This is a genomic window from Streptomyces sp. NPDC127092 (genome assembly GCF_042722475.1).
GTDB lineage: Bacteria > Actinomycetota > Actinomycetes > Streptomycetales > Streptomycetaceae > Streptomyces.
This window is the reverse complement of sequence record NZ_JBHXFE010000002.1, coordinates 208,898-235,627: the sequence shown is the minus strand read 5'-3', so window position 1 is coordinate 235,627 and position 26,730 is coordinate 208,898. Positions and strand designations below refer to the sequence as shown.

At 73.1% G+C, this 26,730-nt stretch carries 27 protein-coding genes and 1 pseudogene; 18 read left to right on the top strand and 10 right to left on the bottom strand.

Translation table 11 applies throughout. The annotated features are described in order from the left end of the window. Window positions 1-86 precede the first annotated feature (86 nt). Window positions 87-608, bottom strand: coding sequence for a GNAT family N-acetyltransferase (locus ACFWJO_RS02665; RefSeq protein WP_386863015.1), 522 nt, complete (start codon window positions 606-608; stop codon window positions 87-89). A 121-nt stretch (window positions 609-729) separates the two neighbouring features. Between ACFWJO_RS02665 and ACFWJO_RS02660 the strand changes: the two genes are divergently transcribed. Next, a complete protein-coding gene (locus tag ACFWJO_RS02660) occupies window positions 730-1,425 on the top strand; it encodes an RraA family protein (RefSeq protein WP_386863014.1) in 696 nt (231 codons plus the stop codon). Between the two features lie 144 nt (window positions 1,426-1,569). Here ACFWJO_RS02660 and ACFWJO_RS02655 read toward each other — a convergent pair whose 3' ends face one another. From ACFWJO_RS02655 to ACFWJO_RS02645, 3 genes are all read right to left on the bottom strand, one after another. Continuing rightward, complete coding sequence (locus tag ACFWJO_RS02655; protein ID WP_386863013.1) at window positions 1,570-2,049, bottom strand: hypothetical protein; 480 nt, start codon at window positions 2,047-2,049, stop codon at window positions 1,570-1,572. A 274-nt stretch (window positions 2,050-2,323) separates the two neighbouring features. Next, window positions 2,324-2,767, bottom strand: a complete 444-nt coding sequence (locus tag ACFWJO_RS02650; RefSeq protein ID WP_386863012.1) for an OsmC family protein — start codon at window positions 2,765-2,767, stop codon at window positions 2,324-2,326. A 67-nt stretch (window positions 2,768-2,834) separates the two neighbouring features. After that, window positions 2,835-3,629, bottom strand: a complete 795-nt coding sequence (locus ACFWJO_RS02645) for a type 1 glutamine amidotransferase (RefSeq protein ID WP_386863011.1) — start codon at window positions 3,627-3,629, stop codon at window positions 2,835-2,837. A gap of 335 nt (window positions 3,630-3,964) precedes the next feature. Between ACFWJO_RS02645 and ACFWJO_RS02640 the strand changes: the two genes are divergently transcribed. From ACFWJO_RS02640 to ACFWJO_RS02610, 7 genes are all read left to right on the top strand, one after another. Beyond that, complete coding sequence (locus ACFWJO_RS02640) at window positions 3,965-4,240, top strand: hypothetical protein (RefSeq protein ID WP_386863010.1); 276 nt, start codon at window positions 3,965-3,967, stop codon at window positions 4,238-4,240. A gap of 11 nt (window positions 4,241-4,251) precedes the next feature. Beyond that, window positions 4,252-4,698, top strand: coding sequence for a glutaredoxin domain-containing protein (locus ACFWJO_RS02635; RefSeq protein ID WP_386863009.1), 447 nt, complete (start codon window positions 4,252-4,254; stop codon window positions 4,696-4,698). A gap of 116 nt (window positions 4,699-4,814) precedes the next feature. Beyond that, the gene (locus ACFWJO_RS02630; RefSeq protein WP_386863008.1) at window positions 4,815-7,190 is read left to right on the top strand and encodes a molybdopterin cofactor-binding domain-containing protein; all 2,376 of its coding nucleotides are present in this window, start codon (window positions 4,815-4,817) and stop codon (window positions 7,188-7,190) included. Window positions 7,191-7,237: 47 nt separating this feature from the next. Beyond that, window positions 7,238-7,717 (top strand): (2Fe-2S)-binding protein, encoded by a 480-nt coding sequence (locus ACFWJO_RS02625; RefSeq protein WP_386863007.1) that lies wholly within the window; start codon window positions 7,238-7,240, stop codon window positions 7,715-7,717. 44 nt (window positions 7,718-7,761) lie between these two features. Then, complete coding sequence (locus tag ACFWJO_RS02620; RefSeq protein ID WP_386863006.1) at window positions 7,762-8,376, top strand: dihydrofolate reductase family protein; 615 nt, start codon at window positions 7,762-7,764, stop codon at window positions 8,374-8,376. After that, window positions 8,355-9,281, top strand: a complete 927-nt coding sequence (locus ACFWJO_RS02615; RefSeq protein WP_386863099.1) for a LysR family transcriptional regulator — start codon at window positions 8,355-8,357, stop codon at window positions 9,279-9,281. Before ACFWJO_RS02620 ends, ACFWJO_RS02615 begins: the two co-directional genes overlap by 22 nt. A gap of 114 nt (window positions 9,282-9,395) precedes the next feature. Then, window positions 9,396-10,169, top strand: a complete 774-nt coding sequence (locus ACFWJO_RS02610; RefSeq protein WP_386863005.1) for a hypothetical protein — start codon at window positions 9,396-9,398, stop codon at window positions 10,167-10,169. Between the two features lie 41 nt (window positions 10,170-10,210). Here the strand turns inward: ACFWJO_RS02610 and ACFWJO_RS02605 are convergent, their stop codons facing one another. Next, window positions 10,211-10,576, bottom strand: a complete 366-nt coding sequence (locus tag ACFWJO_RS02605) for a hypothetical protein (RefSeq protein ID WP_386863004.1) — start codon at window positions 10,574-10,576, stop codon at window positions 10,211-10,213. Between the two features lie 150 nt (window positions 10,577-10,726). On the opposite strand from ACFWJO_RS02605, the gene ACFWJO_RS02600 reads away from it, so the two are divergent. Next, entirely contained in the window at window positions 10,727-11,161 is a 435-nt protein-coding gene (locus tag ACFWJO_RS02600) for a MarR family winged helix-turn-helix transcriptional regulator (RefSeq protein WP_386863098.1), read from the top strand. A gap of 120 nt (window positions 11,162-11,281) precedes the next feature. On the opposite strand, the gene ACFWJO_RS02595 is transcribed toward ACFWJO_RS02600, so the two are convergent. Continuing rightward, window positions 11,282-12,415 carry an NAD(P)/FAD-dependent oxidoreductase gene (locus ACFWJO_RS02595; RefSeq protein WP_386863003.1) on the bottom strand — a complete coding sequence of 378 codons (1,134 nt, stop codon included), beginning with the start codon at window positions 12,413-12,415 and terminating at the stop codon, window positions 11,282-11,284. Between the two features lie 147 nt (window positions 12,416-12,562). Here ACFWJO_RS02595 and ACFWJO_RS02590 point away from each other — a divergent pair, with 147 nt between their 5' ends. The 5 genes from ACFWJO_RS02590 to ACFWJO_RS02570 all read left to right on the top strand — a co-directional run bounded on the left by ACFWJO_RS02590 (window position 12,563) and on the right by ACFWJO_RS02570 (window position 17,638). Continuing rightward, complete coding sequence (locus ACFWJO_RS02590) at window positions 12,563-13,219, top strand: maleylpyruvate isomerase N-terminal domain-containing protein (RefSeq protein ID WP_386863002.1); 657 nt, start codon at window positions 12,563-12,565, stop codon at window positions 13,217-13,219. 209 nt (window positions 13,220-13,428) lie between these two features. After that, window positions 13,429-14,457 carry an alpha/beta hydrolase gene (locus tag ACFWJO_RS02585; RefSeq protein ID WP_386863001.1) on the top strand — a complete coding sequence of 343 codons (1,029 nt, stop codon included), beginning with the start codon at window positions 13,429-13,431 and terminating at the stop codon, window positions 14,455-14,457. Further along, window positions 14,450-15,619, top strand: a complete 1,170-nt coding sequence (locus tag ACFWJO_RS02580) for an acyltransferase (protein ID WP_386863000.1) — start codon at window positions 14,450-14,452, stop codon at window positions 15,617-15,619. Before ACFWJO_RS02585 ends, ACFWJO_RS02580 begins: the two co-directional genes overlap by 8 nt. 43 nt (window positions 15,620-15,662) lie before the next feature. Next, window positions 15,663-16,955: a sensor histidine kinase gene (locus ACFWJO_RS02575; protein ID WP_386862999.1), complete on the top strand. Its 1,293-nt coding sequence runs from the start codon at window positions 15,663-15,665 to the stop codon at window positions 16,953-16,955. Next, window positions 16,952-17,638 (top strand): response regulator, encoded by a 687-nt coding sequence (locus ACFWJO_RS02570; RefSeq protein ID WP_386862998.1) that lies wholly within the window; start codon window positions 16,952-16,954, stop codon window positions 17,636-17,638. The genes ACFWJO_RS02575 and ACFWJO_RS02570 overlap by 4 nt, the downstream gene beginning before the upstream one ends. A 172-nt stretch (window positions 17,639-17,810) precedes the next feature. Here ACFWJO_RS02570 and ACFWJO_RS02565 read toward each other — a convergent pair whose 3' ends face one another. From ACFWJO_RS02565 to ACFWJO_RS02555, 3 genes are all read right to left on the bottom strand, one after another. Next, complete coding sequence (locus ACFWJO_RS02565; RefSeq protein WP_386862997.1) at window positions 17,811-18,623, bottom strand: hypothetical protein; 813 nt, start codon at window positions 18,621-18,623, stop codon at window positions 17,811-17,813. Beyond that, on the bottom strand, window positions 18,623-19,924 hold the full coding sequence (locus ACFWJO_RS02560; RefSeq protein WP_386862996.1) for a VWA domain-containing protein: 1,302 nt from the start codon (window positions 19,922-19,924) through the stop codon (window positions 18,623-18,625). Before ACFWJO_RS02560 ends, ACFWJO_RS02565 begins: the two co-directional genes overlap by 1 nt. An 88-nt stretch (window positions 19,925-20,012) precedes the next feature. Then, window positions 20,013-20,612: a hypothetical protein gene (locus tag ACFWJO_RS02555; RefSeq protein ID WP_386862995.1), complete on the bottom strand. Its 600-nt coding sequence runs from the start codon at window positions 20,610-20,612 to the stop codon at window positions 20,013-20,015. A 159-nt stretch (window positions 20,613-20,771) separates the two neighbouring features. On the opposite strand from ACFWJO_RS02555, the gene ACFWJO_RS02550 reads away from it, so the two are divergent. From ACFWJO_RS02550 to ACFWJO_RS02540, 3 genes are all read left to right on the top strand, one after another. Then, complete coding sequence (locus ACFWJO_RS02550; protein WP_386862994.1) at window positions 20,772-21,443, top strand: GntR family transcriptional regulator; 672 nt, start codon at window positions 20,772-20,774, stop codon at window positions 21,441-21,443. Window positions 21,444-21,834: 391 nt separating this feature from the next. Continuing rightward, the gene (locus tag ACFWJO_RS02545; protein WP_386862993.1) at window positions 21,835-23,481 is read left to right on the top strand and encodes a glycoside hydrolase family 27 protein; all 1,647 of its coding nucleotides are present in this window, start codon (window positions 21,835-21,837) and stop codon (window positions 23,479-23,481) included. A gap of 26 nt (window positions 23,482-23,507) precedes the next feature. Next, a complete protein-coding gene (locus ACFWJO_RS02540; protein ID WP_386862992.1) occupies window positions 23,508-24,614 on the top strand; it encodes a ricin-type beta-trefoil lectin domain protein in 1,107 nt (368 codons plus the stop codon). 38 nt (window positions 24,615-24,652) lie between these two features. Here ACFWJO_RS02540 and ACFWJO_RS02535 read toward each other — a convergent pair whose 3' ends face one another. Beyond that, on the bottom strand, window positions 24,653-25,369 hold the full coding sequence (locus tag ACFWJO_RS02535; protein WP_386862991.1) for a flavodoxin family protein: 717 nt from the start codon (window positions 25,367-25,369) through the stop codon (window positions 24,653-24,655). A 396-nt stretch (window positions 25,370-25,765) separates the two neighbouring features. On the opposite strand from ACFWJO_RS02535, the pseudogene ACFWJO_RS02530 reads away from it, so the two are divergent. Continuing rightward, window positions 25,766-26,641: pseudogene (locus tag ACFWJO_RS02530) on the top strand (hypothetical protein); the annotation flags it as partial. Window positions 26,642-26,730 lie beyond the last annotated feature (89 nt).

The following is a 26,730-nucleotide window of genomic DNA, read 5'->3' as shown; positions in this document are numbered from 1 at the left end:
TCATCCTCGCAGAGCCGCCTCACGCCGCCTCACGCCGCCTCACACAGCCTCACGCCGGCACGCGCCGTGGCCTTGCCGCCGGCGCGTCACACGGGTGCCGCGTAGCAGTGGACGGTGACCGTCTGCGTCGGGCTCCACCGCTGGTGGGCCGTGGTCAGGCGGCGCCAGCCCAGGTGCTCGTACAGGGCGATGGCGGACGTATCCGAGGCGACGACGTCGAGGACGGGGTGCAGGGCGCGGCGCCGGGCTTCGGCGCTGGCCTCCGCGATCAGGCGGGCGCCGAGGCCGTGGCCCCGGGCCTGCGGGGCGACGAAGAGCCTGCCGAGGACGGCGGTCGCGTCACGGGAGGCCCCCGTCCGCTCGCTCCAGGCGGTCGGCGCGAGATCGTCGCCGGCGGCGGGTGACAGGGAGGCGTGGGCGACCGGGCGGCCGTCCCGTACGCCGACCCACGCGCCGAGCACGGGGTCGCCGCGCAGCCAGTCGGCGGGACGGGCGGGCCAGTTCAGCGGGTAACCGTCGTGTCGGTGGACGTCCGTGAGAGCCCTGACGCACGCCTCGAGGTCTTCGTCGGTCCGCCGCCGGACGCCGCACAAGGTCTCTTCCGCCATCACCCCGGGATTCCATCACGAACGCGCGGAGCCGGGCCAACTGCCGCCCATTGGCCCTTTTCCTGCGTCGCGTGACGGCTAGCATCCGGACCGCCGCCCGACTTCGACGATGGGAGAAGCCATGCTCAAGCGGTTCGCCGAGCTGTCCACGCCGCTGGTCGCCGACGCCTGCGTACGGCTCGGCGTGCCGCTGAGGGTCGCGCCCGCCGGAATCACGCCCGTGCTGCCCGGGCGACGGCTCGCCGGGCGCGCGCTGCCCGCGCGGCACTACGGCAGCGTCGACGTGTTCCTCGAGGCCTTCACCACCCACGGCGAGCCCGGCGACGTGCTGGTCATCGACAACGGGGGACGCACGGACGAGGCCTGCATCGGCGATCTCGCCGTCCTGGAGGCGGAGGCGGCCGGCGTCGCCGGCGTCGTCGTCTGGGGGCTGCACCGCGACACGCCCGACCTGCTGGAGATCGGGCTGCCGGTCTTCTCGTACGGCGCCCACGCCCCGGGGCCGGTACGGCTCGACCCGCGTGGTCCGGAGGCCCTGCGGAGCGCCCGCTTCGGGGAGCACACGGTGGGCGCGGAGGACGTGGTGTTCGCGGACGACGACGGCGTCGTCTTCGTGGCGGCCGACCGGGTCGAGGACGTGCTCGACACCGCCGAGGGTATTTTCCGCACCGAGCGGAACCAGGCCCGGCGCATCAGGGCGGGGGAGACCCTCCGCGACCAGACCCGCTTCGCCGAGTACCTGGAGCGGCGCGCGCAGGACCCCTCGTACAGCTTCCGCCGGCACCTGCGGCGGATCGGCGGCGCCATCGAGGAATGAGTCCGCGGGCGCGGGGCCCTCGCGGTGCAGGTGCGGGAGCCGTGCGGTGTGGGGGCGGCGTGCCCGTTCAGGCCCCCGGAAACGCGATGAAGGGCCCGGCCGGGTGGCCGGGCCCTTCATCGTGCGCCCGTGGTGCGGGTCGCGTCAGCGGACGATCTCGGCGCGGATGCGCTCGTCAGGGGTGGCGATGTCCCAGTAGTAGGCGGTGCCGCTCGCGCCCTTGTAGGCGCCGGTGCCACCGGTGATGGCCATCTCGAGCTCCGCCGCCCCCCTTTCCCAGAGGGCCTGCATGGTCAGGGAGCCCTTCTCCAGCCGAGCCGTGATCACGCACTGCGACGTCTGCCTGTCGCCTTCGATGCGGACGACCTCGCACGTACCGCCCCCGAGTCCGACCACGCGGCCATCCTTCGACGTGGTGCCCGAGAAGACGTTCACGTCGCCCTGGCTCGGCCCTGCCGCGCCGACGTCGACCGACTCGTACTGCAGGTTCTCGACCTTGAGCTCGAGGACCTCGACGCGCTTCTTCGGTGCCGCCGCCGTGTCGGCGGCACCGGCACTGCCTACGGCGAGGACGCCGAGGGTGGCGGCGGCCAGGGAGACGGCGACGAACCTCTTGATGAGCATGATGAATCCCCTCGCGACGGAATGCCTTGGAGCTGCCTTGGAAACAGCTTTGGAAGCAGCCTTGGAAACAGCCTTGGAACGCCTTGCGGCGTCGCGCACTTGGACTGCTCTGTGCGACGCCTTCGACGTTATGGCGGTCCGGATCACCGCGTCCAAGACGAATATCGCTATGGCGTCATGCCGTGCGTGGCATGACGGGGGGCACGCTCGTCGGCCCGGTCGGCGAACTGGCGCAGCTTCCCGGTACGGGTACCGGGTACCGGGTACCGCCGCCTCAGCCGGCCCGGAAGCCCGTGGTTCCGTCCGGGAGTACGGCCTCGACCTCCGCACCGTGTTCGACGGTCCGGCTCACTGTGCAGTACTTCTCGTGCGTGAGGCGCACACCCCGCGCGAACACGTCCTCCGCCCGCGGGTTGTTGTCCGGAAGCTCGAACTCGTAGCTCACCCGGATCCGCCCGATCCTGCCGTCGTCCTCCGGACCGGATACGCCCTCCACCACGATCCTCAAGTCGTCGTGGTCGACCGCCCGCGCCGTGCGGTCGATCACCAGGCCGCCGCAGCCTCCCATCGCCGCCAGGAGCAGTTCGACGGGCGTGAACGACGGCTGCGCGTCCGCGTCGTCGGCGGTGGCGATCCGCACCTCCGCGCCACGGTCGTTCCGGGCGGTCCAGGTGCGGTAACCGGTGCGGATGGTCTCGATGCGGTAGTCGTCGGCCATGGCGGCGGGCTCTCCTCGGTGGTGCGGGACATGAATCAAAGACGTCCAGTGGCGTCGGTCCATCCCATCACCTCTCTCCGGGCCGAGCCGGCACGGGCACGCGTGCGCCGCGCACCACCGCACCCCACGCCTCCGCCACGGTGCCCCACACCTGGCGGAGCCGTTGCTCCGCGTCCCGTACCGAGCCGACGGCCGCGTCCGGGTCGATTCCGGCGCTCCGCACCTGCGACTCGTCGGCTGCGGCCCAGAACGCGACCGTGTCGGCCAGCACCTCCGGGTGGAACTGCACGCCCCACGCGTGTGAACCGACACGGAAGGCCTGGTACGCACAGTCGTCTCCGGTCAGCAACGACACGGCTCCGGGCGGGAGTTCGCCGATCTCGTCCCAGTGCCACTGAGCGGCGGGCGCGCCCTCCGGCACCCCGCCGAGTACCGGGTCCCCGTCGGCGGCGGGCAGCCGGCGCAGCGGTACGGCGCCGAGCTCCGGGCCCTGGGGGCGGCGCACGACCCGGCCGCCGAGGGCGTGGGCCATGATCTGGGCGCCCAGGCAGATGCCCAGCACCGGAACCCGGGTCCCGCCCTCGACCGCCGCCCGGACCAGCGACCTGACCCGCGGCAGCCAGGGCGCGGCGGTGTCGTCCTCGCAGTTGGCCGAACCACCGAGGACGAGCAGCCCCGCCCAGCCGTCCAGGGACGCGGGCAGCGCCTCGCCCCGCCACGGGTGGACGACCCGTACGTCGAGCCCGGCCGCGCGCAGCCGCTCGCCGACGAGCCCAGGCCCGGCGCCGTCCTCGTGCTGGACCACCAGGACGGGGCGGCCGGCTCGGCCAGGGCGGCCGTAGTCCGTGGAAGTGTCGGTCACAGTCTTTACGCCTCCGTGATCGTCGACCGTCGTCGTTCGTCGATGCCGTGGTAGGTCTCCAGGGTTGCTGAGGAATCGTTTCGGCGCGGGGGGTTTCCAGGACTTGCCGCGGTATACCCGGACCCGGTCGTGATCGTTGCGGGTTGCGGGTTGCGGGTTGCGGGTTGCGGGTTGCGGGTTGCGGGTTGCCGTTCGCCAGCTGTGGCTGAGGCCGTGACTGAGTACGTACTCCCTCGCGGACTGAGTACCTGGTCGCCGGACCCGCCGGCGCGTGCCCCGGCAGTTGAGTACCGCGCCCGATGCCCACGCCCCCGCCCCGCTGGTGAACTGTCGTCATGACCGACGAAGCCACGCGCCCCCGCCCCCTCCGCAACGTCACCGCCACGGCCACCGCCACCGGCTCGGCGCTCGCGGTGGCGCTGTTGCCCGTCGTGGTCGGTGCGCTGCTGGCCCGTACGGCGGGCGGGGACCCGATGGTCTCCGTCAACGCGCTGATCGCCGGCGGCGGCCAGCGTGCCCGGCTCTCCCGCGCGCAGTTGCGGGCCTCCCGCGGCCGGGCCGTCGCGACGGCCCGCGGGGTCCTCGCCCACTCCGCGCTGCGCGAGCGATAGCCTGCATGTTCATGACGCGTGCTTGGCTTCTGCCGATTCTGTTGGGGCTCTGTGGCGTACTGGTCGCCGTCGGGATGGTCGCGAAGGGCAGTCCCGTCCTCGCCGCCGTGCTCCTCGTGGGGCTCCTGGGGATCGCGGGCGTGAACTCGCCGCTGCTGTTCCCGCGGTCCGTCAGCGCGTCGGAAGCGATGCGGCGCAGCGCGGAGGACGGGCGGCCGGTCGTCTACTGGCGCGCGGGCTGCCCGTTCTGCATGAGCCTTCGCGTACGGCTCGGCCGGGACGCCCGCCGCGTGTACTGGGTCGACATCTGGCGGGATCCGGAGGGGGCGGCGGAGGTGAGGGCGGCCAACGACGGGAACGAGACGGTTCCGACCGTCTTCGTGGCCGGCCGGCCGCACACCAATCCCGACGTGGAGTGGGTGCGCGGGCAGCTGCCGCCGCCCTCCTCCCGCTCGTGAGGACCTGACGGGTCAGCCGTGAAAGCTGCGCGGTTCCCGCCCCGCGGCAGGCCCGAACGGGTGATGATCGACTCGGCGCATCCACGCCCCCCGCCGACGTCGAAAGGGCACCCCTCATGGCAGCGCAGGACCGCGCATCCCACCCCGAGCAGGAAGCCGAGCCGCCACTCGGCGGGCGGGCCCTGGGCCGCCGGCGGTTCCTCGGGTACGTACTGGCCGCGCCGACCCTCACCGTCGCCGCCCGGATCGGCGCGGACGCCCTCGCGGCCACCCCCGCGGTGGCCGCCGCCCCGGCCGCCGCGCCCGCCGTCGTGCCGTCGCTCCCCGGGCCCGCCGAGATCCTCGACCTCAATGACCTGCTCACCGCCGCCGCCCTGCCCACGGCGAACCTCATCACCATCCGTCTCGACCCGGACGGCACCGCCCACTTCGCGCTGCCCCGCGCCGAGGTCGGCCAGGGCATCACGACCTCCACCGCGATGATCGTCGCCGAGGAGCTCGACCTGCCCGTCGAGCGGGTCAGGGTCACGCTCGCCGACGCCCGGCCCGAACTGCTCTTCAACCAGCTCACCGGCGGCTCCAACACCACCGTCTCCACCTTCACCCCGATCCGGGTCGCCGCCGCCGTCGCCCGCGACCGGCTGCTGCGCGCCGCCGCCCTCGAACTCGGCGAGGCCGTCTCCACCCTCACGGCCAAGGCCGGCGTCATCACCTCCGCCGCCGGAGTCCGTCTGACCTACGGCGAACTCGCGGTGAAGGCGGCGGCCCTGACGGACGGCCAGGTCGCCGTCACCCTCAAGGACCCCGACGACTTCACCGTGATCGGCACCTCCCAGCGGCGTCTCGACGCCCTCGCCGCCGTCACCGGCCGCAAGACCTTCGCCATGGACGTCCGGGTCCCCGACGCGCTGCCGACCATGGTCTGCCGCCCGCCGACGATCAACGGCACCGTGCGCTCCGTCGACAACCTGGCCGAGGTCGCGGCCATGCCCGGCATCACCGACGTCGCCACCGTCTCCACCGGAGTCGCCGTCCGCGGCCGCACGTTCGGCCAGTGCATCGACGCGGTCCGCGCCCTCAAGGTCACCTGGGGCCCCGGCACGGCGGAAGGGGCGTCCGACGCGACCGTCCTGGAGAAGCTGCGGCGGGCCGAACTGCCCCTCGTCGTGCCGCCGCTCGACCTGCTCACCAAGGCGGTCGACGTGCGCTTCACCTTCCACTTCGCCAGCAACGGCGCCCTGGAGACCAACTGCGCCGTCGCCGACGTGCGCCCCGGCTCCGCCGAGATCTGGGCCAGCCTCAAGTCGCCGATCGTCGCCCAGGAGAAGATCGCCCTCCAGCTCGGCCTGCCGGTGAGCGCCGTGAAGGTCCATGTCACCGAGGGCGGTGGTTCCTTCGGCCGCAAGCTCTTCCACGACGCCGCCGGCGAGGCCGCCGAGATCTCGCAGGCCATGGGGAAGCCCGTACGGCTCATGTGGCACCGCACCGACGACTTCCGGCAGGGGCGTACGCACCCGATGTCGACCTCACGGGTCCGCGCCACCTACGCGCTCGGCGAGGTCCTCACGTACGAGCAGCGGCACACCTCCGTCGCCACCGACTTCGGCCACGGCGTGGGTGAGATCATCACGTCCGAGGCGGCGAAGCTGCCGGTCGCGAACCTCACGTTCTCCGAGACGATGTTCCAGCTCACCCAGTCCAGCCCCTACCACTTCGGGGTGACCACACAGCTGCTCAGCGAGGTCGACCACGGCTTCAACACGGGCTCCATGCGCAACATCTACTCGCCCAACGTGCGCACCGCCCAGGAGCTCGTCGTCGACGCCCTCGCCGCGCGCATGGGACGGGACCCGCTCGCCTTCCGCCGCCGCTTCCTCAAGGACGAGCGGACCCGCGCGGTCCTGGACAAGGTCGCCGAAGTCGGCCGGTGGGGAAGGCAGATGGAGCCCGGCACCGCCCAGGGCATCGCCGTCCACCCCGAATACCACTCCGTCGTCGCCGTCCTCGCCGAGATCGACTGCCGGCCCGCGACCACGGGACGGAAGGTGCCGGACGCCTGCACGGGTCCGCGCGTCACCAAGGTCGTCTGCGCCGTCGACGTCGGCCTCGCCGTCAACCCGCGCGGCCTGGAAGCCCAGATGATGGGCGGCATCAGCGACGGCATCGCCCTCACCCTCACCTCCGGCCTCCACCTCAAGGACGGCCACTTCCTGGAGAGCAGCTGGGACAACTACTTCTACACCCGGCAGTGGAACACCCCGCCGGAGCTGGAGATCGTCGTCATGCCCTCGACCGGTGACAAGCCGGGCGGGGCCGGCGAGCTGGCCGTCGCCGCCGCGGCGGCCGCCGTCGCCTGCGCCTACGGCCGGGCCACCGGCACCATGCCGACCACCTTCCCCGTCAACCACACGGCGCCGCTGACCTTCACCCCGCTGCCCACCGTGCCCCCGATCCCCGCCGCCCCCACCGACGGCCGCGACCGCGTCCTCTGAGCCGCCGCGGGTCCCGCGCGCGAGCGCACCGCAGAACAGGAGCCACCGTGCCCCAGCACACCTTCATCCTCAACGGCAAGGCCGTCACCGCGGACGTCGAGGACGACGTCCGGCTGCTCTGGGTGCTCCGTGACGTCCTCGGCGTCACCGGACCCAAGTACGGATGCGGCGTCGGCGTCTGCAAGGCCTGTACGAGCCACCTCAACGGCAAGGCCTTCACCCCCTGCTCCGTCCCCGTGAAGGAGCTCGCGGACGACGACGAGGTCACCACCATCGAGGGCCTGCCCGGCACCGTCGGCAAGGACCTGCACCCGATGCAGGAGGCCTGGCTCGACATCGACGTCGCCCAGTGCGGCTACTGCCAGCCCGGCCAGATCATGACCGCCGTGGCGGCCGTACGGCGCGCCCACGAGGCCGGCCGGGAGATCGACGAGGCCGACCTGGACCAGATCCGCAACATCTGCCGCTGCGGCACCTATAACCGTATCCGTGAGGCCATCAAGGAGGGCGCCCGCCGCATGGCCTGAACCGGTGTGACGGGCGGCCTCCGTGAACCAGGGGAGTGCCGCCCGTGCCGGGAAAGATCGTCCAGTTCACCACCGTCTCCCTCGACGGCTACATCGAGGGAGAGAACCACGACATCAGCTGGCACCGCGTCGACGAGGAGCTCCACCGGCACTTCAACGAGGAACTCGCCGCCATGGGCGGGTTCCTCAGCGGACGGCGGACGCACATGCTGATGGCCGAGTTCTGGCCGACCGCCGACACCGACCCGGAGTGCACGCCCGCGATGCGGGAATTCGCCGGGATCTGGCGCTCGACCCCGAAGGTCGTCTACTCCACGACACTCGAGCGGGCCGACTGGAACACCACCGTGGTGTCCCGCGTGGACGCCGACGAGGTCCGCGCCCTCGCGGCCGCCGCCGACGGCGACCTCGCCCTGAGCGGCGCGGAACTCTCCGCGGCCTTCCGCGAACTGGACCTGATCGACGCCTACCAGCTCTACGTCGACCCCGTCCTCATCGGCCGCGGCACCCCGCTCTTCCCGCCCACGGCCACCGGAGCCTCCCTGCGCCTGGAGCGGACGCGCTCCTTCGGCAACGGGGTGGTGCTGCTGAGGTACGAACGCGAGCGCGGGACGACCGGGGACGCGGAGCCGGCGGGATCGAGGTTGGCGGCGTCGTAGCCTTCGTCTGCGTCGTCGAGGAGGGCGGTTTCACCAGAGCCGCCGCCCGGCTGCATCTGGCCCAGCCCGGCCTCAGTGCCCAGATCCGCCAGCTGGAGAAGGAGTTGGGGCAGCCCCTGCTCGACCGCACCGGCCGGTCGGTGACGCCCACCGAGGTCGGGCGGGCGGTCCTGCCGTACGCCCGCGCCGCACTGGCCGCGGCGGAGTCGGTGCGGCAGACGGTCGATGCGTACACGGGGCTGCTGCGCGGCCGGGTCACGCTCGGACTGGTCTCCGGCGCCACCGCCCACGCCTTCGACATCGCCGCCTTGCTCGCGGACTTCCACGACGCCCACCCCTCGGTGGAGGTGGCTCTCACCGAGGACACCACGGAACGGATGCAGGCCGCGCTCCTGGCCGGCGAGCTCGACATCGCCATCATCGGAACGGCAGAGGAGACGCCCCCGCCCGGAGCGGCCTTCCAGACGGTGATCGACGTCCCGCTGGTCGCCGCCGTCGCGCCCGGTGATCCGGTGCTCGACCGCGTCGACGGTGCGAGCGTCCCGCTCGCCGAGCTGCGGGACCGGCCGCTGATCTGCCTGCCGCGCGGCACCGGGGTGCGCACGACGCTCGAACGGGGCTGTGCGCAGGCGGGATTCCGGCCCCGCGTTGCCTTCGAGGCGGCAGCCCCGCACGTGCTCTCGCGGCTTGCCGCGCGGGGCCTGGGCATCGCCGTGGTGCCTGCCGGTGAGGACGATCCCCCGCTCGACGGGCACCTCCGCACCCTGCGGATCGTTCGGCCCGAGATGCGTGCCCGCATCGTGCTGGCCTGGCAGGCCGGCGGCCCTTCGAGCCCCGCGGCCAGGGCTCTCCTCGACCGCCTGCGTGACCTTGTACCCGAGCCGTCCGATTCCCAGGCCCGCTGAAGACCATGGATGGCGCAGGAACCACGCGCCCCGTCCGTCCGTCCTCTTCCCGGGAGTCGTCGCCAACGACGCCGCACCCCTGTCGTTCTTCACCGACGAGGACCGAGGAGAGCCATGGTCGACAGCGTCAACTCACTGACCGCCCGTCTGCACGAAGTGCTGGTGACGCTCCTGACCGACGGCGCCGGTGGGGTGGCGGTCACGGGACTCCACGACGTCGTCGCGCGCGCCACGGCGCTCGGACCCGACGGCACCTGGCTCGTCGCCGCCGGACACGTGAGCCTCGGCGGCCTGGCCGCCGCGCACGGGCAGCCCGACCAGGCGGTGTTCCACCTCGACGCGGCCGTCGCGGCCGGCTACAGCGACTGCGTGGCCCTCCACGTCGCCCCTCTGCGCCCGCTGCACGGGGACCCCCGTTTCCAGGCCCTGTACCGGCGGATGCGCGTCACCCAGGCCGACCTCGACGAGTTGTTCTGGCTGCACCAGGAGATGCAGATCGCGGTGAGGGACGCCCGGACGGCGAGCGTCGACAACCTCGGCCGCCTCGACACCGGGGTGTCGCTGCTTCCGCAGGCCCCCCTGCCGACCCGCGAACCGCACACCCCCGGCGTCCTCGCCACCCGCATGGATCTCGCCGCGGTCCAGACCGCGGTCCAACGCGCCTCCGTGGCAGCGGAGTTCCAGCGCAGCTCCGGCAACGTCAGCCTGAGTCTCATCGACGACTCGTGGGACCACGACCGTGCCCTGACCGACGCCCGGCACGCCGAAGACCTGGAGTCCCGGCGCCTGCGGGCCGCGGAGGCCCGAGCCTTCGTCGAACGGCCGGGCGCCGGCACCGTGCTCATGCCGTGCCCGCCGCTCGGCTCGATCACGTACCCGGCGGCGTAGGCGCCCGCCGCCGCGCCGCCGCGCCGGCGCAGTGGCAGGTCTCAGGCCCGGGTCAGACAGTCTTCCTGAAGGCCGTCGAGAACGAACCCGTTCTCGAAGCGCACCCGGTATCCGATCCGGTCGCCGACGACGGAGTCGAACGCTCCCTGCCGGATGAGCCGCTGACGGAGGTCGTCGATCAGGGCGGTCGTGAAGCCGTCGAACCGCTGGCCGCCCAGCTGCTGTTCGAAGCTCGCGAGCGCGTCGTCGGCCATGCCGCCGGCCGCCCTCGCCGAGCCCGTGACGACGCCCTGGAGGCCCTCGGCCAGGAACAGCGGGCCGGGACCGCCGGGCCTGGCCGCCGTGTCGTTCCCGGTGACCTGCACGTCCCTGGTCAGTCTCACCTTCGCGCCGGTCTCGTACGGCATGGCGTACCCCCTCGTCCGATCGTGGTCGTGACCATGGTGAGCGTAGTGGAGAAACCCTAGTTCGTGGGGCGAATTTCCTGCTTTGCGTGACGTCTGCGGCGCTTTCCCGTGGCGTATTCTGGGCCGATGGGGAAGTCCACGGATGAGAAAATGGGAGTCGTCGCCGCACTGGTGCGCACCTCGTTTCTGGTGAACGCGGTGTACGCGGAGTCGAGCAGGGAGTACGGGATCACGCCGCAGCAGGGACAGCTGCTGTGCGTGCTGATGCCCACGCCGTACGGGATGGGCGAGCTCGGCGCGGTCCTGGGTCTCGCGAAGTCCAGCCTCACCGGACTCGTCGACCGGACCGCGCAGCGCGGACTGGTGCGGCGCGAGCCGGATCCGGAGGACGGGCGGGCGGTGCGGATCGTGCTCACCGAGGAGGGCAGGCGGATCGCCGACGCCTTCTACGAGGAGACGTGCCGCCGCATCGACCTGCTGCCCTCGGGGCTCGAGGCGGGCGAGCGCGACCGGCTCGCCGAACTGCTCGGGCGGGTCGTCCTGGACAACGAGGTGCCGGTCGTCTTCGCCGAACCGGGCGCCTGATCCGACGGCGCCGGCGAGCGAGGCGCCGGCGAGCGAGGCGCCGACGGCCGGGTCGCGGGCCGGCGGCTCCGCCTCGCCCGAGGTGCCGGGGACCGCGCCGCCCGAGCTGGTGCGTGACGACTACCGCTGACGGGGAGCGGGGACGGGCGTCGCCGCCGACGCCGTGCCGAAGAGCTCGGTGAAGCGGCCGGTGAACAGGTCCGCGCCCTTGTACTGGGCGACCGTCTCGGCGGGAAGGATCTGCGGTCCCTCCGGGCTCGGCACCTGGCCCACGCCGCCCGTGGGACCCAGCGGCAGCAGGACCGAGGGCACGGGGGAGGGCCGGTAGACGGCGGTGGGCCGCTCGCCGCGCAGGGCCGACGCGATGTTGCGGGCGACCACCTCGGCGTGCTGCATCGCGTATCCGGCCATCTTCGCCTCGGCGAGGTCGGTGACGTCGCCGACCGCGTAGACCCGCTCCTGTCCCTCGACGCGGAGGTGCTCGTCGACCCGGACGCGGCCCTCCGGGGTACGGGAGGAGGCGAGGGCCCCGCTCAGGAAATCGCTCCGGACGTGGACGCCATGGGCCCGGAACCAGATGTCGGCGGTGAGTTCGGCGCCGTCGGTGGTGGTCACCGTGAAGGTCTTCGCCCGGCCCGGTTCGGCGGGCGGCTGCTCGGCGAGCGTGGTGCCGAGGCGCAGTTCCACGCCGAGTGTGGCCAGCTGGGAGAGCAGGTCCGCGCGCAGTTCCGGGGCGAAGGCGGGCAGCAGCGCGGGTGCCGGGTCGACGAGGATCACGTGCTTCTCGGGCCAGACCGCGGTGATCTCGCCGGCGAGCTCCAGGCCGACCGGGCCGGCGCCCGTGATGAGGACGCGTTCGGCCGACGCCAGCTCCTCGTGGGTCTCGCGGAGTGCCGCGAGCGACTCGGCCGCGGAGTCGAGGCCGGACTTGGCCGGCCGCGGGTAGGCGGAACCGGTCGCGATGACGATGTGGTCGGCGGCCACGCGGGCGCCGGACGCCAGGGTGACGCCATGGGCGTCGACGGCGGCGGCGCGCTCGCGCACCACGCGGCCGCGCTGGAGGAGCCGGTCGTAGGGGAAGTAGATGTTCGGCGCCCAGTCGGGCCGGACCAGGGCCCGCAGCGAGCCGGCCGCGTGCTCGAAGGCGTCCTTCGGCTCGATGAGCACGACCTCGGCCGCGGGTTCCGCGTCGAGTGCCTTGGCGACGGCCGCGCCGCCGTAGCCGCCACCGATGACCGCGACGATTCCAGACATGGGGATACTCCCTCGGAAGGTGGAAGAAGACCTACGTAGTTCGTGACACGAACATTAGTAGTTCGTGTCGCGAACTGTAAAGTGATGGCAGATCAGCCATGGCCGGAAATCGCATCTTTGAGGCGATGGCGCTGATAACGTGCGACGGTGGATCACTTCTCACAGGCATGGAACGCCCTGCGCGCGGCGGTCGCCGGACTCGCCGACGAGGACTTCGCCCAGCCCTCCGGCTGCACCGGATGGCTGGTCCGCGACCTGGTGTGCCACCTCGTCATCGACGCCCAGGACGTCCTCATCACGCTCGCGACGCCCGCCGGCACGGCGCCCACCCGCGACGCGGCGAGCTACTGGGAGGTCTCCGACACGCCGCCGACCGGTGACGACCCGCTCGACGCGCTAACCGTACGGCTCGCCGCCGCCTACCAGGACCCCGCGCTCCTGAAGTTCCATCTCGACGACGTGGGTTCGGCGGCCGGCCGCGCGGCCGGCCTCGCGGACCCGGCCCTCACGGTGGGTACGCGCGGCCAGGTGCTCACCGTCGCCGACTACCTCTCCGCGTACGTCCTGGAGTGGACGCTGCACCACCTCGACCTCGTCGCCCACTTGCCGGGGGCGCCCCGCCCGCCCGCCGAGAGCCTGGCCCGTGCGCGCGACCTCGTCGAGCGCATCGCCGGCACGCCGCTGCCCGCCGCACTGTCCGACACGGACGCCCTGCTCGTGGCCACCGGCCGCCGCATACCCAGCGCCCGCGAACAGGCCGCCCTGGCCACGACGGACGTGCGGCTCCCGCTCTCCCTCGGCTGACCCGTACCGCCCCCGGACACGGCGCGGGCGGCTCGCGGGCTGAGCGGCACACCCCGCGAGCCGGCCGTGCCGGCACCGCCCGGCCCTCGTCGAGCACCCGTCATACCTGAGAGCTACCCGCGTGGTTGGCTCCCCGGCGGGACGCCGACCACACGGCGCGCTTCATAGCTTCCGTAGCGGAACGAACCCCCTACGGAAGGAATCGCCCCATGGCGTCCCTCGCCCGCGCCCCACGGACAGCCCGCGCCCCACGGACAACCCGCGCCCCCCGTGCGGGCCGTCTCCGTCGCGCGCTGCTTGCCGCGCTCGTCACCGCCGCCGTCGCGGTGCCGGTCGCGGGGGCGGCCGGGCCCGGGGAGGTGCCGGCTCCCGAGCCCGCGGCCGCCGTCCCGTCGACCGCCACCGGGCCGCCGACGCCGACCGCACGGCTCGACGCTCTGTACGCGCACCAGCGGACGGCTCTGCGTGCCGCCGCGCGAACTGCGGACGCCTACGGCGCCCACGGCCGGGCGGCCTCGCTGCGGACGATGGCCGGGCCGGGGCGCAGCTTCCTCGCGTTCGACGGGCGGGACGGCGGGCGCGCCGTGGAAGTCGTCGGTGATCTGGCCCGCGCCGAGCGGATCGCGGTCCTCGTCCCCGGTGCCGACACCGGCCTCGACCACTACGACCGCTTCCGGGCCGGCGCGGTCGCCCTTCAGGACGCCCTTCGCCGTACGCCAGGGCCCCCGGCCGCCGTGCTCGCCTGGCTCGGTTACCGGCCGCCCGCCACCGCCAGCACCGCCTCCCTCACACCCGGCCGCGCCGACCAGGCCTCACCCCGGCTCCGCTCCTTCGTCGAGGAGATCCGCCGGATCCGGCCCGCCGCCCGCATCACCCTGCTCTGCCACTCCTACGGCTCCGTGGTCTGCGCCCGCGCCGCCGCCGGGACGACCGCCGACGCGATCGTCCTCTACGGCAGCCCCGGCACCGGCTCCGACGACGTCGCCGCGCTGCGCACCCGGGCCGCCGTCTGGGCCGGGCGCTCCAGCGGTGACTGGGTCGCCGACGTGCCGCACGTCCGCGTCCCGCTGCTTCCCGGCACCGAACTCGGCTTCGGCGCCGACCCGGTGGACCCGGCCTTCGGCGCCCGGCGCTTCGCCGCGGGCGACGGCGGCCACAGCGACTACCTCGCCCCCGGCTCCGTACCGCTGCGCAACCTCGCCCGTATCGTCGCCGGGCAGGAGCCCGCCGATGCGTGACGTCGTCCGCCGCGTCAGCGCCGCCACCCCGCCCGGGCGTGACCGGGCCCTCGACGCCCTGCGCGCCCTCGCGATCCTGGGCGTGGTCCTCGGCCACTGGCTCGTCACCGCCCTGGTCGCCGACAGCGGCACCCTGCGCGTCGAGAGCCCGCTCCGCCACCTGCCCGAACTCACCGCCGTGTCCTGGGTGTTCCAGACCCTGGCGGTCTTCTTCCTCGTCGGCGGGTACGTCGCCGCCCGCGGCCACACCGCCGCCCGCGCCCGCGGCGAGAGCCACGGCCGGTGGACCGCCGCCCGGCTCGGCCGGCTCTTCCGGCCCGTCGTGCCGCTGCTCGCGGTCTGGACCGTCGCGAGCACCGTCATGCTCGGCTGCGGCGTGCCCTGGCAGACGGTGTACGCGCTCGGCAAGCTCGTGCTGTCACCGCTGTGGTTCCTGCTGGTACTCGCCGCCCTCACCGCCGCCACCCCTCTCGTCGCCCGCGTCCACCCGCTGTGGCCGCTCGCCGTCGTCCTCCACGTCGACGTGATCCGCTTCGGCTTCGACGGCCCGTCCTGGCTCGGCGGGCTCAACGTCCCCGCCGGCTGGCTCGTGCCGTACTGCCTCGGCGCCCTGCTCGCCCGCCGCGGTCCGCTCGCCCCGGCCGCCGCCTGGACGCTGCTGCTCGGCGGGGCCGGCGCGACGGGCCTCCTGGTCGCCTTCGCCGGGTACCCCGGCGCGATGGTCGGTGTGCCCGGAGCCCCGGTCTCCAACCTCAACCCGCCCACACTGGCGGCCGTCACCTTCGGTCTCGCCCAGTGCGGAGCGGCCGTCCTGCTGCTCGGCCCGCTGCGCCGCGCGCTGCGCCGGCCCGTCGCGTGGGCGGCCGTCGCCGCGCTCAACCTCGGTGCGGTGACGGTCTTCCTGTGGCACCAGACCGCGATGATCGCCGTCACCGCCGGCGGACTGCTCACCGCCGACCGCCTCGGCCACCCACCGCTCACCGGGCTCCACACCGTCCCCGACGGCCACGACTGGGTCCTGGCCCGGCTCGGCTGGCTCCCGCTGTTCGCCGGCGCGCTGCTCGTCTGCGTCGCCGCCTTCCACGCGTACGAACGCACCACCCGCACGGCCCGCGCCCCGAAGCGGCGGCCCGGGCGAAGGACGGAGACCCGACATGCCTAGGCTGTGGCTTCAGGAAGACGGCACCAGCGGGGGGAACGCTGTGGTGAGGGACTCGGCACGGTGGCAGGGCGCGCTGCGCGCCGCCCCCGGCGTCATACGCGCCGACCTGCGGCCCGGGCGGCGCGACCCGCTGCCCCGCCACCGCCTCCTCGGCCGGCTCGCCCACGGGCACGTCGTGCTGTTCTGCGTCCTCATGGGCATCTGGGAGCAGAACCATTACGAGAGCTTCATGCAGCCCGCCACCGCCGCCGTCTCCTTGCTCGTCGTCGTCCAGAGTGCCGCGCCCGTCCTGGCGCTCAGCCGGCCCGCCGCCGCCCTGTGGGTCTCCACGGCGGCGCTCGCCCTCACCGCCTCGCTGACCTCGTCGGTCTTCGGCGGCGCACGGCCGTGGAGCGTCCCGGCCATCGCCCTGCACACGCTGGTGCTGCTCCTGCTCTCCCTGCGGGTGCGTCCCACCGCCGCCGTCGCGGCGCTCGGGATCTCCCTGCTCACCGGGATCGGCGGCGTCGTCCCGCACCCCGTACCCGGACTGGTCACCCTTCCCCAGGGCGCCGTCGCCTTCGCCGCCGCGACCGTCATCGGCGGCTCGCTGCGCGCCGCCCGCGTCTCCCGCACCCGCCTCGTCGAGCAGGAGGAACTGACCGCCGAGGAACGCGCCCGACGCGCCCTCCTGGAGGAACGCGGCCGGATCGCGCGCGAGCTCCACGACGTCGTCGCCCACCACATGTCCGTCATCTCCATCCAGGCCCAGGTCGCCCCCCACCTGGTCGCCGACCCGTCACCCGAGCTCCGCGAGAACCTGGCCGGCATCCGGCAGAACGCCGTCGACGCGCTCACCGAACTCCGCCGCGTCCTGGGCGTCCTGCGCGGCGACGGCGCGGCCGGCGACACCGCCGCGGGTGTACGGCACGCGCCGCAGCCCACGCTGGAGCGGCTCGGCGAACTCCTGGCGAACGTCCGCGCCGCCGGCCTCGACGTGACCGCCGAGTCGCACGGCGAACCCCGGCCGCTCTCCCCGGGCACCGAACTCTCCGCGTACCGCATCGTGCAGGAGGCCCTGAGCAACGCCGTGCGCCACGCGCCCGGCGCCCGGGCCGCGGTGCGGACCCACTACCACCGCGGCGGACTGACCGTACGGATCACCAACAGCGCCCCGGCCCGCCCGCCCGGCCCGGCGCCCGCCGGCCCCGGCGGGGAACCCGGCCACGGACTGCTCGGCATGCGCGAACGCACCGCCATGCTCGGCGGGGAACTCGCCGCGGGACCCACGCCCGAAGGCGGCTGGGAGGTCACCGCCACCCTGCCCGCGCCCCTCGACCCCAAGGACGGTCCATGACCCACGACGGCACCGGCGACATCAGGGTGCTCATCGCCGACGACCAGGTGATGGTCCGGCAGGGCTTCACGGTCCTGCTGAACGCCGAGCCCGGCATCCGGGTGGTCGGCCAGGCCGTCGACGGGGCCGACGCCGTCGCCAAGGCGGCCGAACTCGCCCCCGACGTCGTCCTCATGGACATCCGCATGCCCGGCACCGGCGGCATCGAGGCCACCCGGCTCCTCACCGCCCCCGCCGACGCCACCGTCAAGGTCCTCGTCCTCACCACCTTCGACCTCGACGAGTACGTGTACGAGGCGCTGCGCGCCGGCGCCTCCGGCTTCCTCCTGAAGGACGCGTCCGCCGAGGAACTCGCCCAGGCGGTACGGGTGGTGGCCCGCGGCGACGGGCTGCTCGCACCCAATGTCACCAAGCGGCTGATAGCCGAGTTCTCCCGGCTGAGCGACGGCCCGCGCGCCCCGCTGAAGGACCGCGTCGGCGCCCTGACGGAACGCGAGACCGAGGTGCTCACGCTCATCGCGCACGGCCTGTCCAACGCGGAGATCGCCGCCCGGCTGGTGGTCGCCGAGCAGACCGTGAAGACCTATGTGAGCCGCATCCTCACCAAACTGTCGCTGCGCGACCGCACGCAGGCCGCCGTCCACGCGTACGAGACGGGACTGGTCCGGCCCGGCGGACGCTGACGCCACGGCACCACCTGGACGCCATGGCGCCACGACGCGAGGACGCCGCGTCGCGAGGAGACGACGAGAAGCGGACCGGCCCCCTGTCGGCGGAGCGACAGGGGGCCGGGTACGCCGGACGCGGTCACGCGTCGGGACTGTCGGGCGGTCACGCGGTCAGGCGGTCAGGCCGTCACGCGGTCGGAGGGACCCGGGACGGGCGGCCCGAACCGCGCGTCAGGATGTAGCCGCCGATGCCCGCGAGCGCGGCCAGCATGCCGCCGGCGGCGGTCCACAGCCAGCGGTCGGACCACCAGCCGGAGGACCAGCCGTCCTCGGGCGCCCGGGCCTCCACCGTCTCCGGCGTCGTCGCCCCGGGCACCAGCGGCACGGCGAGCGCGCCGTCCGTCGCGTACGCCCCGCCCATGTCGCGCGAGGTCGCCGTGATCCGCGCCGAGAACGGCTGGCCCGAGTCCTCCTCGGGCAGCGCGGTGGTGGTGAGCCGGATGAAATAGCTGCCCGGCAGCGGGTCCTGGGACCAGGTGTCGGCCGCGGCCCGTACCGGCCGCAGCGTGCAGGCGAGTTCCACCGTGGCCGCCTCCTTGGCCGCGACCCGGGACTGCATGCCGTACATGCACGGCTGACGCCTGCGCAGCCCGTCGTAGACGTCGATCCGCCAGGTCGACGAGCCGTGCCGCAGCGCGGCCTCGGGGAGCGTGACGGTGGCGGTGACGGTCGGCCGCTGACCGGTGTCGGCGGGGAAGACCCAGTACAGGTAGTCACCCGTGGACGCCTGCGCGGTGGCCTGCTGCTCCTGCCGGAAGAAGGCGGCGGTACGGAAGGAGGTGCCGGCCTCGGTCGGTCCGGCCTGCGCCGCGGCGTCGCCGCTCGCGCTGCCGCTCGGCGTCGGGGTCGCGGTGTCGGCGACTCCGGCCGCGGCGGCCGGGCCCAGCAGCGCGGCGCCGGCGAGCGCGACGGCCGTGAGAAGTCTGCGTACGGTACGCATCAGTGGGTCCTCCAGACAGCGATGCGCCAGCGGGACAGCCAGCCCCAGACGAGGCCGCCGAGGAACCCGGCGAGCGCCAGGGCGCCGAGCAGCCACCAGCCGCGGCCGAGGCCGAAGGAGGCGACGTCCGAGGCGGAGCCGGGACCGTCGACGACGTCGATCGCGAGCTCGACGGGCATTCCGGGCGTGGTCTTCACCGACGGGGGAGCGGAGAAGGAGTTGCTGACCTGGAGGCAGACGGTCTCGGCGGCGGACTTCGTGTCGTCGGCCATCGCCTCCTCGTCCTCCTTCTTCGGGTAGCGCAGTCCGGTCGAGATGACGTCGGTGCGCCCGTCGCCGGCCTCGGAGCCGCGGACGATCTCGCGCCCGTGCAGGGTCACGGCGCGCAGGAGCACCCCGTAGTCGTCGTGGACGGCGCGGTCGGCGGAGACGCTGACGGAGGCGCGCAGTTCCTGGCCGGGCAGCACGTCGACCCGGTACCAGCGGTGGGTGCCGATGACCTGCCGGTCGGTGTACAGGCCGGGCTTGAGGGTCGGCGCGTCGGCGCAGCGCGCGGCGCCGTCGGTGGCGACGGGCGTGACGACCGGGTCGGCGGCGCGGTCGACGAGCTGCCGCACGCGCCCGGACAGCTCCTTGGTGCGGTGCACGGAGGTGTAGGTGCCGCCGGTGGCCTCGGCGATGCACATCAGCTGGCGGCGGGTCTTGGCGTCGGGGACGAGCCCGAGGGTGTCGATGACCAGGTGGATGCCCTTGGCCGCGATGTCGCGGGCGACCTCGCACGGGTCGAGCGGGGCGCAGGTGTCCTCGCCGTCCGTGATGAGCACGATCCGCTTGGTGGCGTCGCCGCCCTTGAGGTCCTCGGCGGCGCCGAGCAGCGCGGGTCCGATCGGCGTCCACCCGGTGGGCGCGAGGGTGGCCACGGCGGTCTTGGCCTCGGTCCGGTCGAGCGGACCGACCGGGTAGAGCTGCCGGGTGTCCTTGCAGCCCCGCTGCCGGTCCTGGCCGGGGTAGTCGGCGCCGAGGGTGCGGATGCCGAGCCGCACCTCCTGCGGGACGGCGTCCAGGACCTCGTTGAAGGCCTGCTTGGCGGCGGACATGCGGGACTGGCCGTCGATGTCGCGGGCCCGCATCGAGCCGCTGACGTCGAGCACCAGCTCGACCTTGGGCGGTTCCTTGGCGGTGTCCGCGGCGACGGGTCCGTCGTCGGCGGTGGCGGGGGTGGCGGTGGCCGGGAGGAGCCCGACGGTCAGGGCGGCGAGCAGTGCGCAGGCCCCGGTCGCCAGCCGTTTTCTCGTGATCATCGGAGGATCGTAGGGATGATCGTCCGCAGAACCAAAACCGGGTGGGGGCCGGGCGGGAGCCGCGCGGGGGAGGGGTGCTGACCGGCGGTCAGGACCGGCTGTTGAGGTAGCCGATCAGGGTCGCTCCCCACCAGCCGATCTGGCTGATCCCGGCCGCGGCCGCGGAGCGGACGAGGAGCCGGCGGGGCGCCTGGCCGTGGTCCCGGAAGCGTTCCAGGAGCTGTCCGAGGCGGTGGGCGTGGAGGCCGTTGAGGGTGACGGCGAGGACCAGGCCCAGCTTGACCAGCGTCAGCGGCGAGCCCAGGTCGGGGCGCAGGAAGAGGCCGGTGACCGTGAGACCGCCGAGCCCCGCCCAGATCGGGGTCTGGAGCGCGCACGCCGTGTCGAGGACGGCGGCGAGCGGCCGGCGGCCGCTGAGCCAGAGCACCGCGAGCCAGTCGACGGCGAGCACCGAGCCGAGGCCGGCGACCAGGCTCGCCACGTGCAGGAAGCGGGCCGTGTTCTGCAGCGTGGCGTCGGCGTGGACGTGTCCGGCGGTCCAGAGGCAGGCCGCGAGGAATCCCGCGGTGAGCACGCCGAAGGCGGTGAGCAGCCAGCCGGGTGTGAGGCGGGGCAGGGGTTCCTCGGTGGCTGCCGCGTCCGCGGTGAGGGCTGTGATGCGGGGCGGACGCGGCAGGGTTCTCGGCATGTCGGTGGTCTCTCGGGCGAGGGAAGCGGAGGTAAGGTAAGGCGAAGCTAAGTTGCTCTTGTGTCCACGTCAAGTGGATCGTGACGGGCGTCGCACCACCCGGAACCGGAGCCGCCGCTCGGGTGGCATACCGTGAGGTGATCGACACCGGGAGGACAGATGACCGGGACACGGGAGGCCGACCCCACCGCGCCCGCCCGCGCGGGCGGCTGGCTCCGCGACCAGGTCTGCGAGGGGCTGCGCGACCGCATCATCACCGGGCGGCTCAAGCCGGGCGACCGGCTGGTCGAACGTGACGTCGCGGAGGAGTTCGGCGTCTCCCGCGTCCCCGTCCGCGAGGCCATCCGCATCCTCATCGGCGAGGGCTTCCTCCAGGCCGTCTCCCAGCGCCGGATCGTCGTCCGCCGGATGACCCGGCAGGACGTCGAGAACCTCTTCGACATGCGCGAGGCCCTCGAGGTGCTCGCCGTGCGCCGCGCCTCGGAGCGCCGGACGGAGGCCGAACTCGACACCCTCGGCCGGCTCCTCATGGAGGCCCGGGCCGCCACCGACGACGGCGGTCCCGAACGGCTCTCCCGCGCCAACACCGCCTTCCACGCCCAGATCGTGCGCATGTCGCGCAACGAACTCCTCGTCACCACCCTCGAATCCCTCGAAGGCCGGCTCCGCTGGCTCTTCCAGCAGGTCGACGAGCCCGGCCCGCTGTGGGAGGAACACCGGATGCTCTACGAGGCGATCGGCGCGGGCGACGCGGACGCCGCCCAGCACCTGGCCCTGCACCACGTCGGCCACTACCGCGAGGTGGCCCTCCGCCTCCTCTTCGAGGCCTGAGACGGGGGCGGCGGAGCCCGGCGGCTTGGACGTCGTCGATCTACGCCGGGAAGCTCTCCGGATGGAGTTCGGATAACCGATATACCGAACAGATCGAATTCTTGGACGCGGTGGCGCTGAACGTAATCGGCGCGCCTTTTTCAGGTCAACTTGTTCGAGGGTCCGGATTTTTTGTTATCCGGGTGGGGTGTAACGCGTCGGAGATGTGGCTCGTCGAAAGCGTTGACGGGGCCTCAGCGCGAAATCTATCTTCTGCTCGAACTGTCGCACGCTGTTCGTGATTTCGAACAATCAGGTCCCTCCTTTGCAGTGGCTGATCGACGGCTCATGACCCCCCCGCCCATCCGGTCGGCACAGCGGCTTCCGTTGTGCGGGCCAGGAAGGAATCCTCATGGTTCTCCTGCCCCGACGATTACTGCGTCTCCTCGCGGCCACCGCATTGACGCTCACCGCGTGCGTCACCGCCTCCGCCCGCACGACCGCCGAGGCCGCGCCGGGCAGTCCGGCGCTCACCCCGCCGATGGGCTGGAACAGCTGGAACAGCTTCGGATGCGGGATCACCGAGGCACAGGTCCGCCAGGCCGCCGACACGATGGTGTCCTCGGGCATGAAGGACGCGGGCTACCAGTACGTCGTCGTCGACGACTGCTGGTTCGACCCGCAGCGCGACGCGGCGGGCAACCTCCGGGCCAATCCGGCCACGTTCCCGAGCGGCATGAAGGCGCTGGGGGACTACATCCACGGCAAGGGCCTGAAGTTCGGCATCTACCAGGCGCCGGGCGAGCGCACCTGCGCACAGGGCGTGGGCACCTACCCCGGCTCCACCGGCAGCAAGGGCCACGAGGCCCAGGACGCCGCCGCCTTCGCCTCTTGGGGCGTGGACTACCTCAAGTACGACTGGTGCTCCGGCAGCGGCACCCTCGGTGAACAGGTCGAACGGTTCACGATCATGCGCGATGCCCTGCGCGCCACCGGTCGCCCGATCGTCTACAGCATCAATCCCAACAGCTTCCACGCCCCCACCGGCGCCACGTACGACTGGGGCGAGGTCGCCGACCTGTGGCGGACGACCGAGGACCTGCTCGACATCTGGCAGAACAACAACACCAACAGCTACCCGATGGGCGTCGGCAACGTCCTGGACGTCACCGCGCCACTGGCCGCCCAGTCGGGTCCGGGTCACTGGAACGACCCCGACATGCTGGTCGTCGGCCGCCCCGGCCTGTCACTGACCGAGTCCCGCACCCACTTCGCCCTCTGGGCGCTGCTGGGCGCCCCGCTCATGGCCGGCAACGACATCCGCACCATGTCCGCCGACGTGAGCTCCATCCTGCGCAACCCCCGCCTGGTGGCGGTGAACCAGGACCCGCTGGGCGCGGGCGGACGCAGGGCGCGCGACGACGGCGCCACCGAGGTGTTCGCCAAGCCCCTGGCCGACGGCTCGGTCGCCGTGGGCCTGCTCAACAGGGGAGGGAGCGCGACGACGATCACCGCCACGGCCGCGCAGGTCGGCCTCACCGGCCAGTCGTTCTCCCTCACCGATCTGTGGACCGGCGGCACGTCGACCACCTCCGGCCAGATCTCCGCGAGCGTGCCCGCGCACGGTGTCGCCGTGTTCCGGATGACCGGAGGGAGCCCGCAGGCCGCGACCACCGCACGCCTGCGCGGCACCGGATCGGGCCGCTGCCTGGACGTGGACCGCGCCTCCACCGCTGCCGGGACGCGGACGCTGATCTGGGACTGTCACACCGCCGCCAACCAGCTCTGGACCACGTGGGCCGGAGGCGAGATCCGCGTCTACGGCGACAAGTGCCTGGACGCCTCCGGCCAGGGCACCGCCGACGGCACGCCGGTCGTCATCTGGCCCTGCAACGGCCAGAACAACCAGAAGTGGACCGCGCGGGCCGACGGGTCGATCCGCAACGTCCACGCCGGTCTGTGCCTCGACGTGAACGGGGCCGGCACCGCCAACGGGACCCCCGTCGTCCTGTGGACCTGCAACGGCCAGAGCAACCAGAAGTGGACCACGCTCCCGTGACGCGCGACCCCATGAAAGGGAACCCCATGAGAAGGTCCTGGATCCGCTCCCTGATCGTGCTCGTCGCCGCCGTGCTCGGAGTGACGGCGGCAGGGGCGGCCCCCGCCTCCGCCGCCTCCGACACACCTCTGCGGGTCATGCCGTTGGGCGACTCGATCACGTGGGGCGTGGGAAGCAGCACGGGCAACGGCTACCGGGGGCCGTTGTGGGAAAGGCTCGTGGCGGACGGCCACCCGGTGGACTTCGTGGGCACGGGGCGGGCCGGTTCGATGTCCGACCCCGACAACGAAGGCCACTCCGGATACCTCATCGAGCAGATCGCCGCCCTCACCGACGCCTCACTGACCCGTTACCGGCCCAACGTCGTGACGCTGCACATCGGCACCAACGACCTCGACAGATCCCACCAGGTCTCCACCGCCACCGCCCGGCTGAAGTCCCTGGTCGGCAGGATCACCGCCGCCGCACCCGACGCCACCGTCCTCGTGGCCTCCCTGGTGGTGTCCACCAGCGGGTCCGAGGAGCAGTACCGTGCCGCGTACAACCAGGCCATCCCCCAGATCGTGAGCGAGGCGCGGGCCGCGGGCAAGCGCGTCGCGTACGTCGACATGAGCGGCCTGACCACGGCCGACCTGGCCGACGCCCTGCACCCCAACGACTCCGGCTACCGGAAGATGGCCGACGCCTTCCACCGGGGCGTCCAGGCCGCGGACAGCGCCGGGTGGCTGAGGAACCCCGCCCCCGCCCCCGCGCGCGTGCAGTCCGGCATCGCCGGCAAGTGCATGGACGTCAGCGGCGCCGGCACCGCCGACGGGACCGCGGTCCAGACGTGGAGCTGCGGCGGCGGCGCCAACCAGTTCTGGTCCGCGTACACCGACGGCACCCTGCGCTCCCTGGGAAAGTGCCTCGACGCCGCCGGCTGGGGTACCGCCAACGGCACCAAGGTGCAGCTCTGGGCCTGCCACGGCGGCGCCAACCAGGTCTGGCAGCCGTACAACGGCGGCTACCGCAACCCCGCCTCCGGCCGCTGCCTCGACGTCCCGGGCTCCTCCACCGCCGACGGCACGCAGCTCCAGCTGTGGGACTGCCACAGCGGCTCCAACCAGAGGTGGACCACCCTGAGCGCCGGGTGACGGCCGGCAGGAGCGGCTGACCGAGCGGTGGCCCGCACTCAGCGGTGCTCCGGGTTCTCGAAGTCGAAGCGGCAGCCGGCGTCCCACTCGGAACGCTGGTTGCCGTACGCGGGGATCCCGCCCGCGTCCTTGAGCATCCGGGCGAGGTGGAGCTGGTTCCACGTCATGAAGGTCGTGTTGCGGTTGGTGAAGTCGTTGTCCGGCCCGCCGGAGCCGGGGTCGAGGTACGACGGGCCCGGGCCCGCCTCGCCGACCCAGCCCGCGTCCGCCTGCGGCGGAACGACGTATCCGAGGTGCTGGAGGCTGTAGAGGACGTTCATCGCGCAGTGCTTGGCGCCGTCCTCGTTGCCGGTGATCAGGCAGCCGCCCACACGGCCGTAGTAGGCGTACTGACCACGCTCGTTGAGGATCGAGGAACACGCGTACAGACGCTCGATGATCTTCTTCATGACCGAGGAGTTGTCTCCCAGCCACACGGGCCCGGCCAGGGTCAGGATGTCGGCGGCCATCACCTGCGAGTAGATCACCGGCCACTCGTCCGTCTCCCACCCGTGCTCCGTCATGTCCGGCCAGACACCGGAAGCGATGTCGATGTCCACCGCCCGCAGCACGTCGACCCGCACGCCCTGGCGCTCCATGATCCCGGTGCTGATGTCGATCAGCCCCTGCGTGTGGCTCCGCTCCGGCGACCGCTTGAGCGTGCAGTTGATCACCAGGGCGCGGAGATCACGGTAGGACGTGGCGGTGTCGGTCATGGATGCGTTCCCCTGCGGACGAGTGGGCGGTCGGGCGGCGCGACATGCCCGGCTGCCGACGTCGACGGGGCTCCGGGTCGGGCCGGCCGAAAATCCCGTCCACTGTCTCGCCTCCTCGGACGGAAGGGTCGAACGCCGCGCCAACGACAGCGAAGTCGCCCCCCGATCACCCGCGTGGCCCCCACCAGCGACGTCCTCACGGCCACCGCCGGCCGCCAGCGGTGGCCGCCGTACCTCACGGCTGCGCTCGATCAGTCCTTCGCCGTTGCTCACCCCGGCAGAGCGCCGCTTCAGCGTCCAGTCGACGGAGCAGGCAACGCGGACGGCCGATCCGACGTCTGGCAAGCGGAGAACGAACTGGGCGGACCGACCCCCAGCGTGTGAAGGGACCTGCTTGTGCTCATAGGACTGCTGACCGCCGTCGCCGCCTCGATCTGTTACGGCACGGGATCCGTCCTGCAGGCCGTCGGCTCCCGCAGGTCCGCCCGCCGCGAGGCGGCCGCGGCGGGGCAGACCACCCAGCACGGCGGGCCGAGCCTGTCGTCGACCGCGAAGGCCGCGATGACCTGGGAGTTCATCGTCGGCACGATCCTGGACTTCGTCGGCTTCGGCCTCGGCGCGCTCGCCGCCCGCCTGCTCCCCCTGTTCCTCTCCCAGACCGTGATCAGCGCCAACCTGGTCATCACGGCCGTCCTCAGCGTCAGGCTCCTCGGCATCCGGCTGACCCGCGCCGAGTGGACCTCGATCGGTGTGGTCTGCTCCGCGCTGGTGCTGCTCGCGAGCGCGGCGGGCCCGGAGGGCAGCGGTCGCACCCCGATCGCGACGCACTGGTGGCTGCTCGCGGTCTCGCTGCTGCTGATGGCCGGCGGCACGGTCCTCGTACGGGTGCTCGGCGCCCGGGCGGCGATCCTCGCGGGCCTCCTGTCGGGCCTCGGTTTCGGCGCGCTCGGGGTCGGGGTGCGGATCCTGAACGGCATCGACCCCTTCGACCCGGGCGCGCTCCTGACGGACCCGGCGCTGTACGCGATCCTCGTGGCCGGCGTCGGCGGCATGTACCTGCACACGGTCGCGCTGCAGATCGGCTCGGTGAACGGGGCGACGGCGGCGCTCGTGGTCGGCGAGACCGTGCTGCCGGGGATGATCGGCGTGTGGTGGCTGGGCGACGCCTCCCGCCCCGGCTTCGCCTGGCTGGCCGTCCTCGGCTTCGTACTGGCGGTCGCGGGCGCGGTGGCGGTCGCGTGGTTCGGCGCTCCGGAGAGCCATGGGGCGGAGCCCGAGAGCGATGGAGTGGAGCCCGGAAGCCGTGGGGTGGAGCCCGGAGCCGTGGGGCGGAGTCCGGGAGCCGTGAGGCAGAGCCCGGG

What these genes read in the sequence shown, in the direction of transcription:
- ACFWJO_RS02665 (WP_386863015.1), bottom strand. Translation starts at nt 608, where the DNA reads ATGGCGGAAGAGACCTTGTGCGGCGTCCGGCGGCGGACCGACGAAGAC.
- ACFWJO_RS02660 (WP_386863014.1), top strand. Translation starts at nt 730, where the DNA reads ATGCTCAAGCGGTTCGCCGAGCTGTCCACGCCGCTGGTCGCCGACGCC.
- ACFWJO_RS02655 (WP_386863013.1), bottom strand. Translation starts at nt 2,049, where the DNA reads ATGCTCATCAAGAGGTTCGTCGCCGTCTCCCTGGCCGCCGCCACCCTC.
- ACFWJO_RS02650 (WP_386863012.1), bottom strand. Translation starts at nt 2,767, where the DNA reads ATGGCCGACGACTACCGCATCGAGACCATCCGCACCGGTTACCGCACC.
- ACFWJO_RS02640 (WP_386863010.1), top strand. Translation starts at nt 3,965, where the DNA reads ATGACCGACGAAGCCACGCGCCCCCGCCCCCTCCGCAACGTCACCGCC.
- ACFWJO_RS02635 (WP_386863009.1), top strand. Translation starts at nt 4,252, where the DNA reads ATGACGCGTGCTTGGCTTCTGCCGATTCTGTTGGGGCTCTGTGGCGTA.
- ACFWJO_RS02630 (WP_386863008.1), top strand. Translation starts at nt 4,815, where the DNA reads ATGGCAGCGCAGGACCGCGCATCCCACCCCGAGCAGGAAGCCGAGCCG.
- ACFWJO_RS02610 (WP_386863005.1), top strand. Translation starts at nt 9,396, where the DNA reads ATGGTCGACAGCGTCAACTCACTGACCGCCCGTCTGCACGAAGTGCTG.
- ACFWJO_RS02605 (WP_386863004.1), bottom strand. Translation starts at nt 10,576, where the DNA reads ATGCCGTACGAGACCGGCGCGAAGGTGAGACTGACCAGGGACGTGCAG.
- ACFWJO_RS02600 (WP_386863098.1), top strand. Translation starts at nt 10,727, where the DNA reads ATGGGAGTCGTCGCCGCACTGGTGCGCACCTCGTTTCTGGTGAACGCG.
- ACFWJO_RS02595 (WP_386863003.1), bottom strand. Translation starts at nt 12,415, where the DNA reads ATGTCTGGAATCGTCGCGGTCATCGGTGGCGGCTACGGCGGCGCGGCC.
- ACFWJO_RS02585 (WP_386863001.1), top strand. Translation starts at nt 13,429, where the DNA reads ATGGCGTCCCTCGCCCGCGCCCCACGGACAGCCCGCGCCCCACGGACA.
- ACFWJO_RS02580 (WP_386863000.1), top strand. Translation starts at nt 14,450, where the DNA reads ATGCGTGACGTCGTCCGCCGCGTCAGCGCCGCCACCCCGCCCGGGCGT.
- ACFWJO_RS02570 (WP_386862998.1), top strand. Translation starts at nt 16,952, where the DNA reads ATGACCCACGACGGCACCGGCGACATCAGGGTGCTCATCGCCGACGAC.
- ACFWJO_RS02565 (WP_386862997.1), bottom strand. Translation starts at nt 18,623, where the DNA reads ATGCGTACCGTACGCAGACTTCTCACGGCCGTCGCGCTCGCCGGCGCC.
- ACFWJO_RS02560 (WP_386862996.1), bottom strand. Translation starts at nt 19,924, where the DNA reads ATGATCACGAGAAAACGGCTGGCGACCGGGGCCTGCGCACTGCTCGCC.
- ACFWJO_RS02555 (WP_386862995.1), bottom strand. Translation starts at nt 20,612, where the DNA reads ATGCCGAGAACCCTGCCGCGTCCGCCCCGCATCACAGCCCTCACCGCG.
- ACFWJO_RS02550 (WP_386862994.1), top strand. Translation starts at nt 20,772, where the DNA reads ATGACCGGGACACGGGAGGCCGACCCCACCGCGCCCGCCCGCGCGGGC.
- ACFWJO_RS02545 (WP_386862993.1), top strand. Translation starts at nt 21,835, where the DNA reads ATGGTTCTCCTGCCCCGACGATTACTGCGTCTCCTCGCGGCCACCGCA.
- ACFWJO_RS02540 (WP_386862992.1), top strand. Translation starts at nt 23,508, where the DNA reads ATGAGAAGGTCCTGGATCCGCTCCCTGATCGTGCTCGTCGCCGCCGTG.
- ACFWJO_RS02535 (WP_386862991.1), bottom strand. Translation starts at nt 25,369, where the DNA reads ATGACCGACACCGCCACGTCCTACCGTGATCTCCGCGCCCTGGTGATC.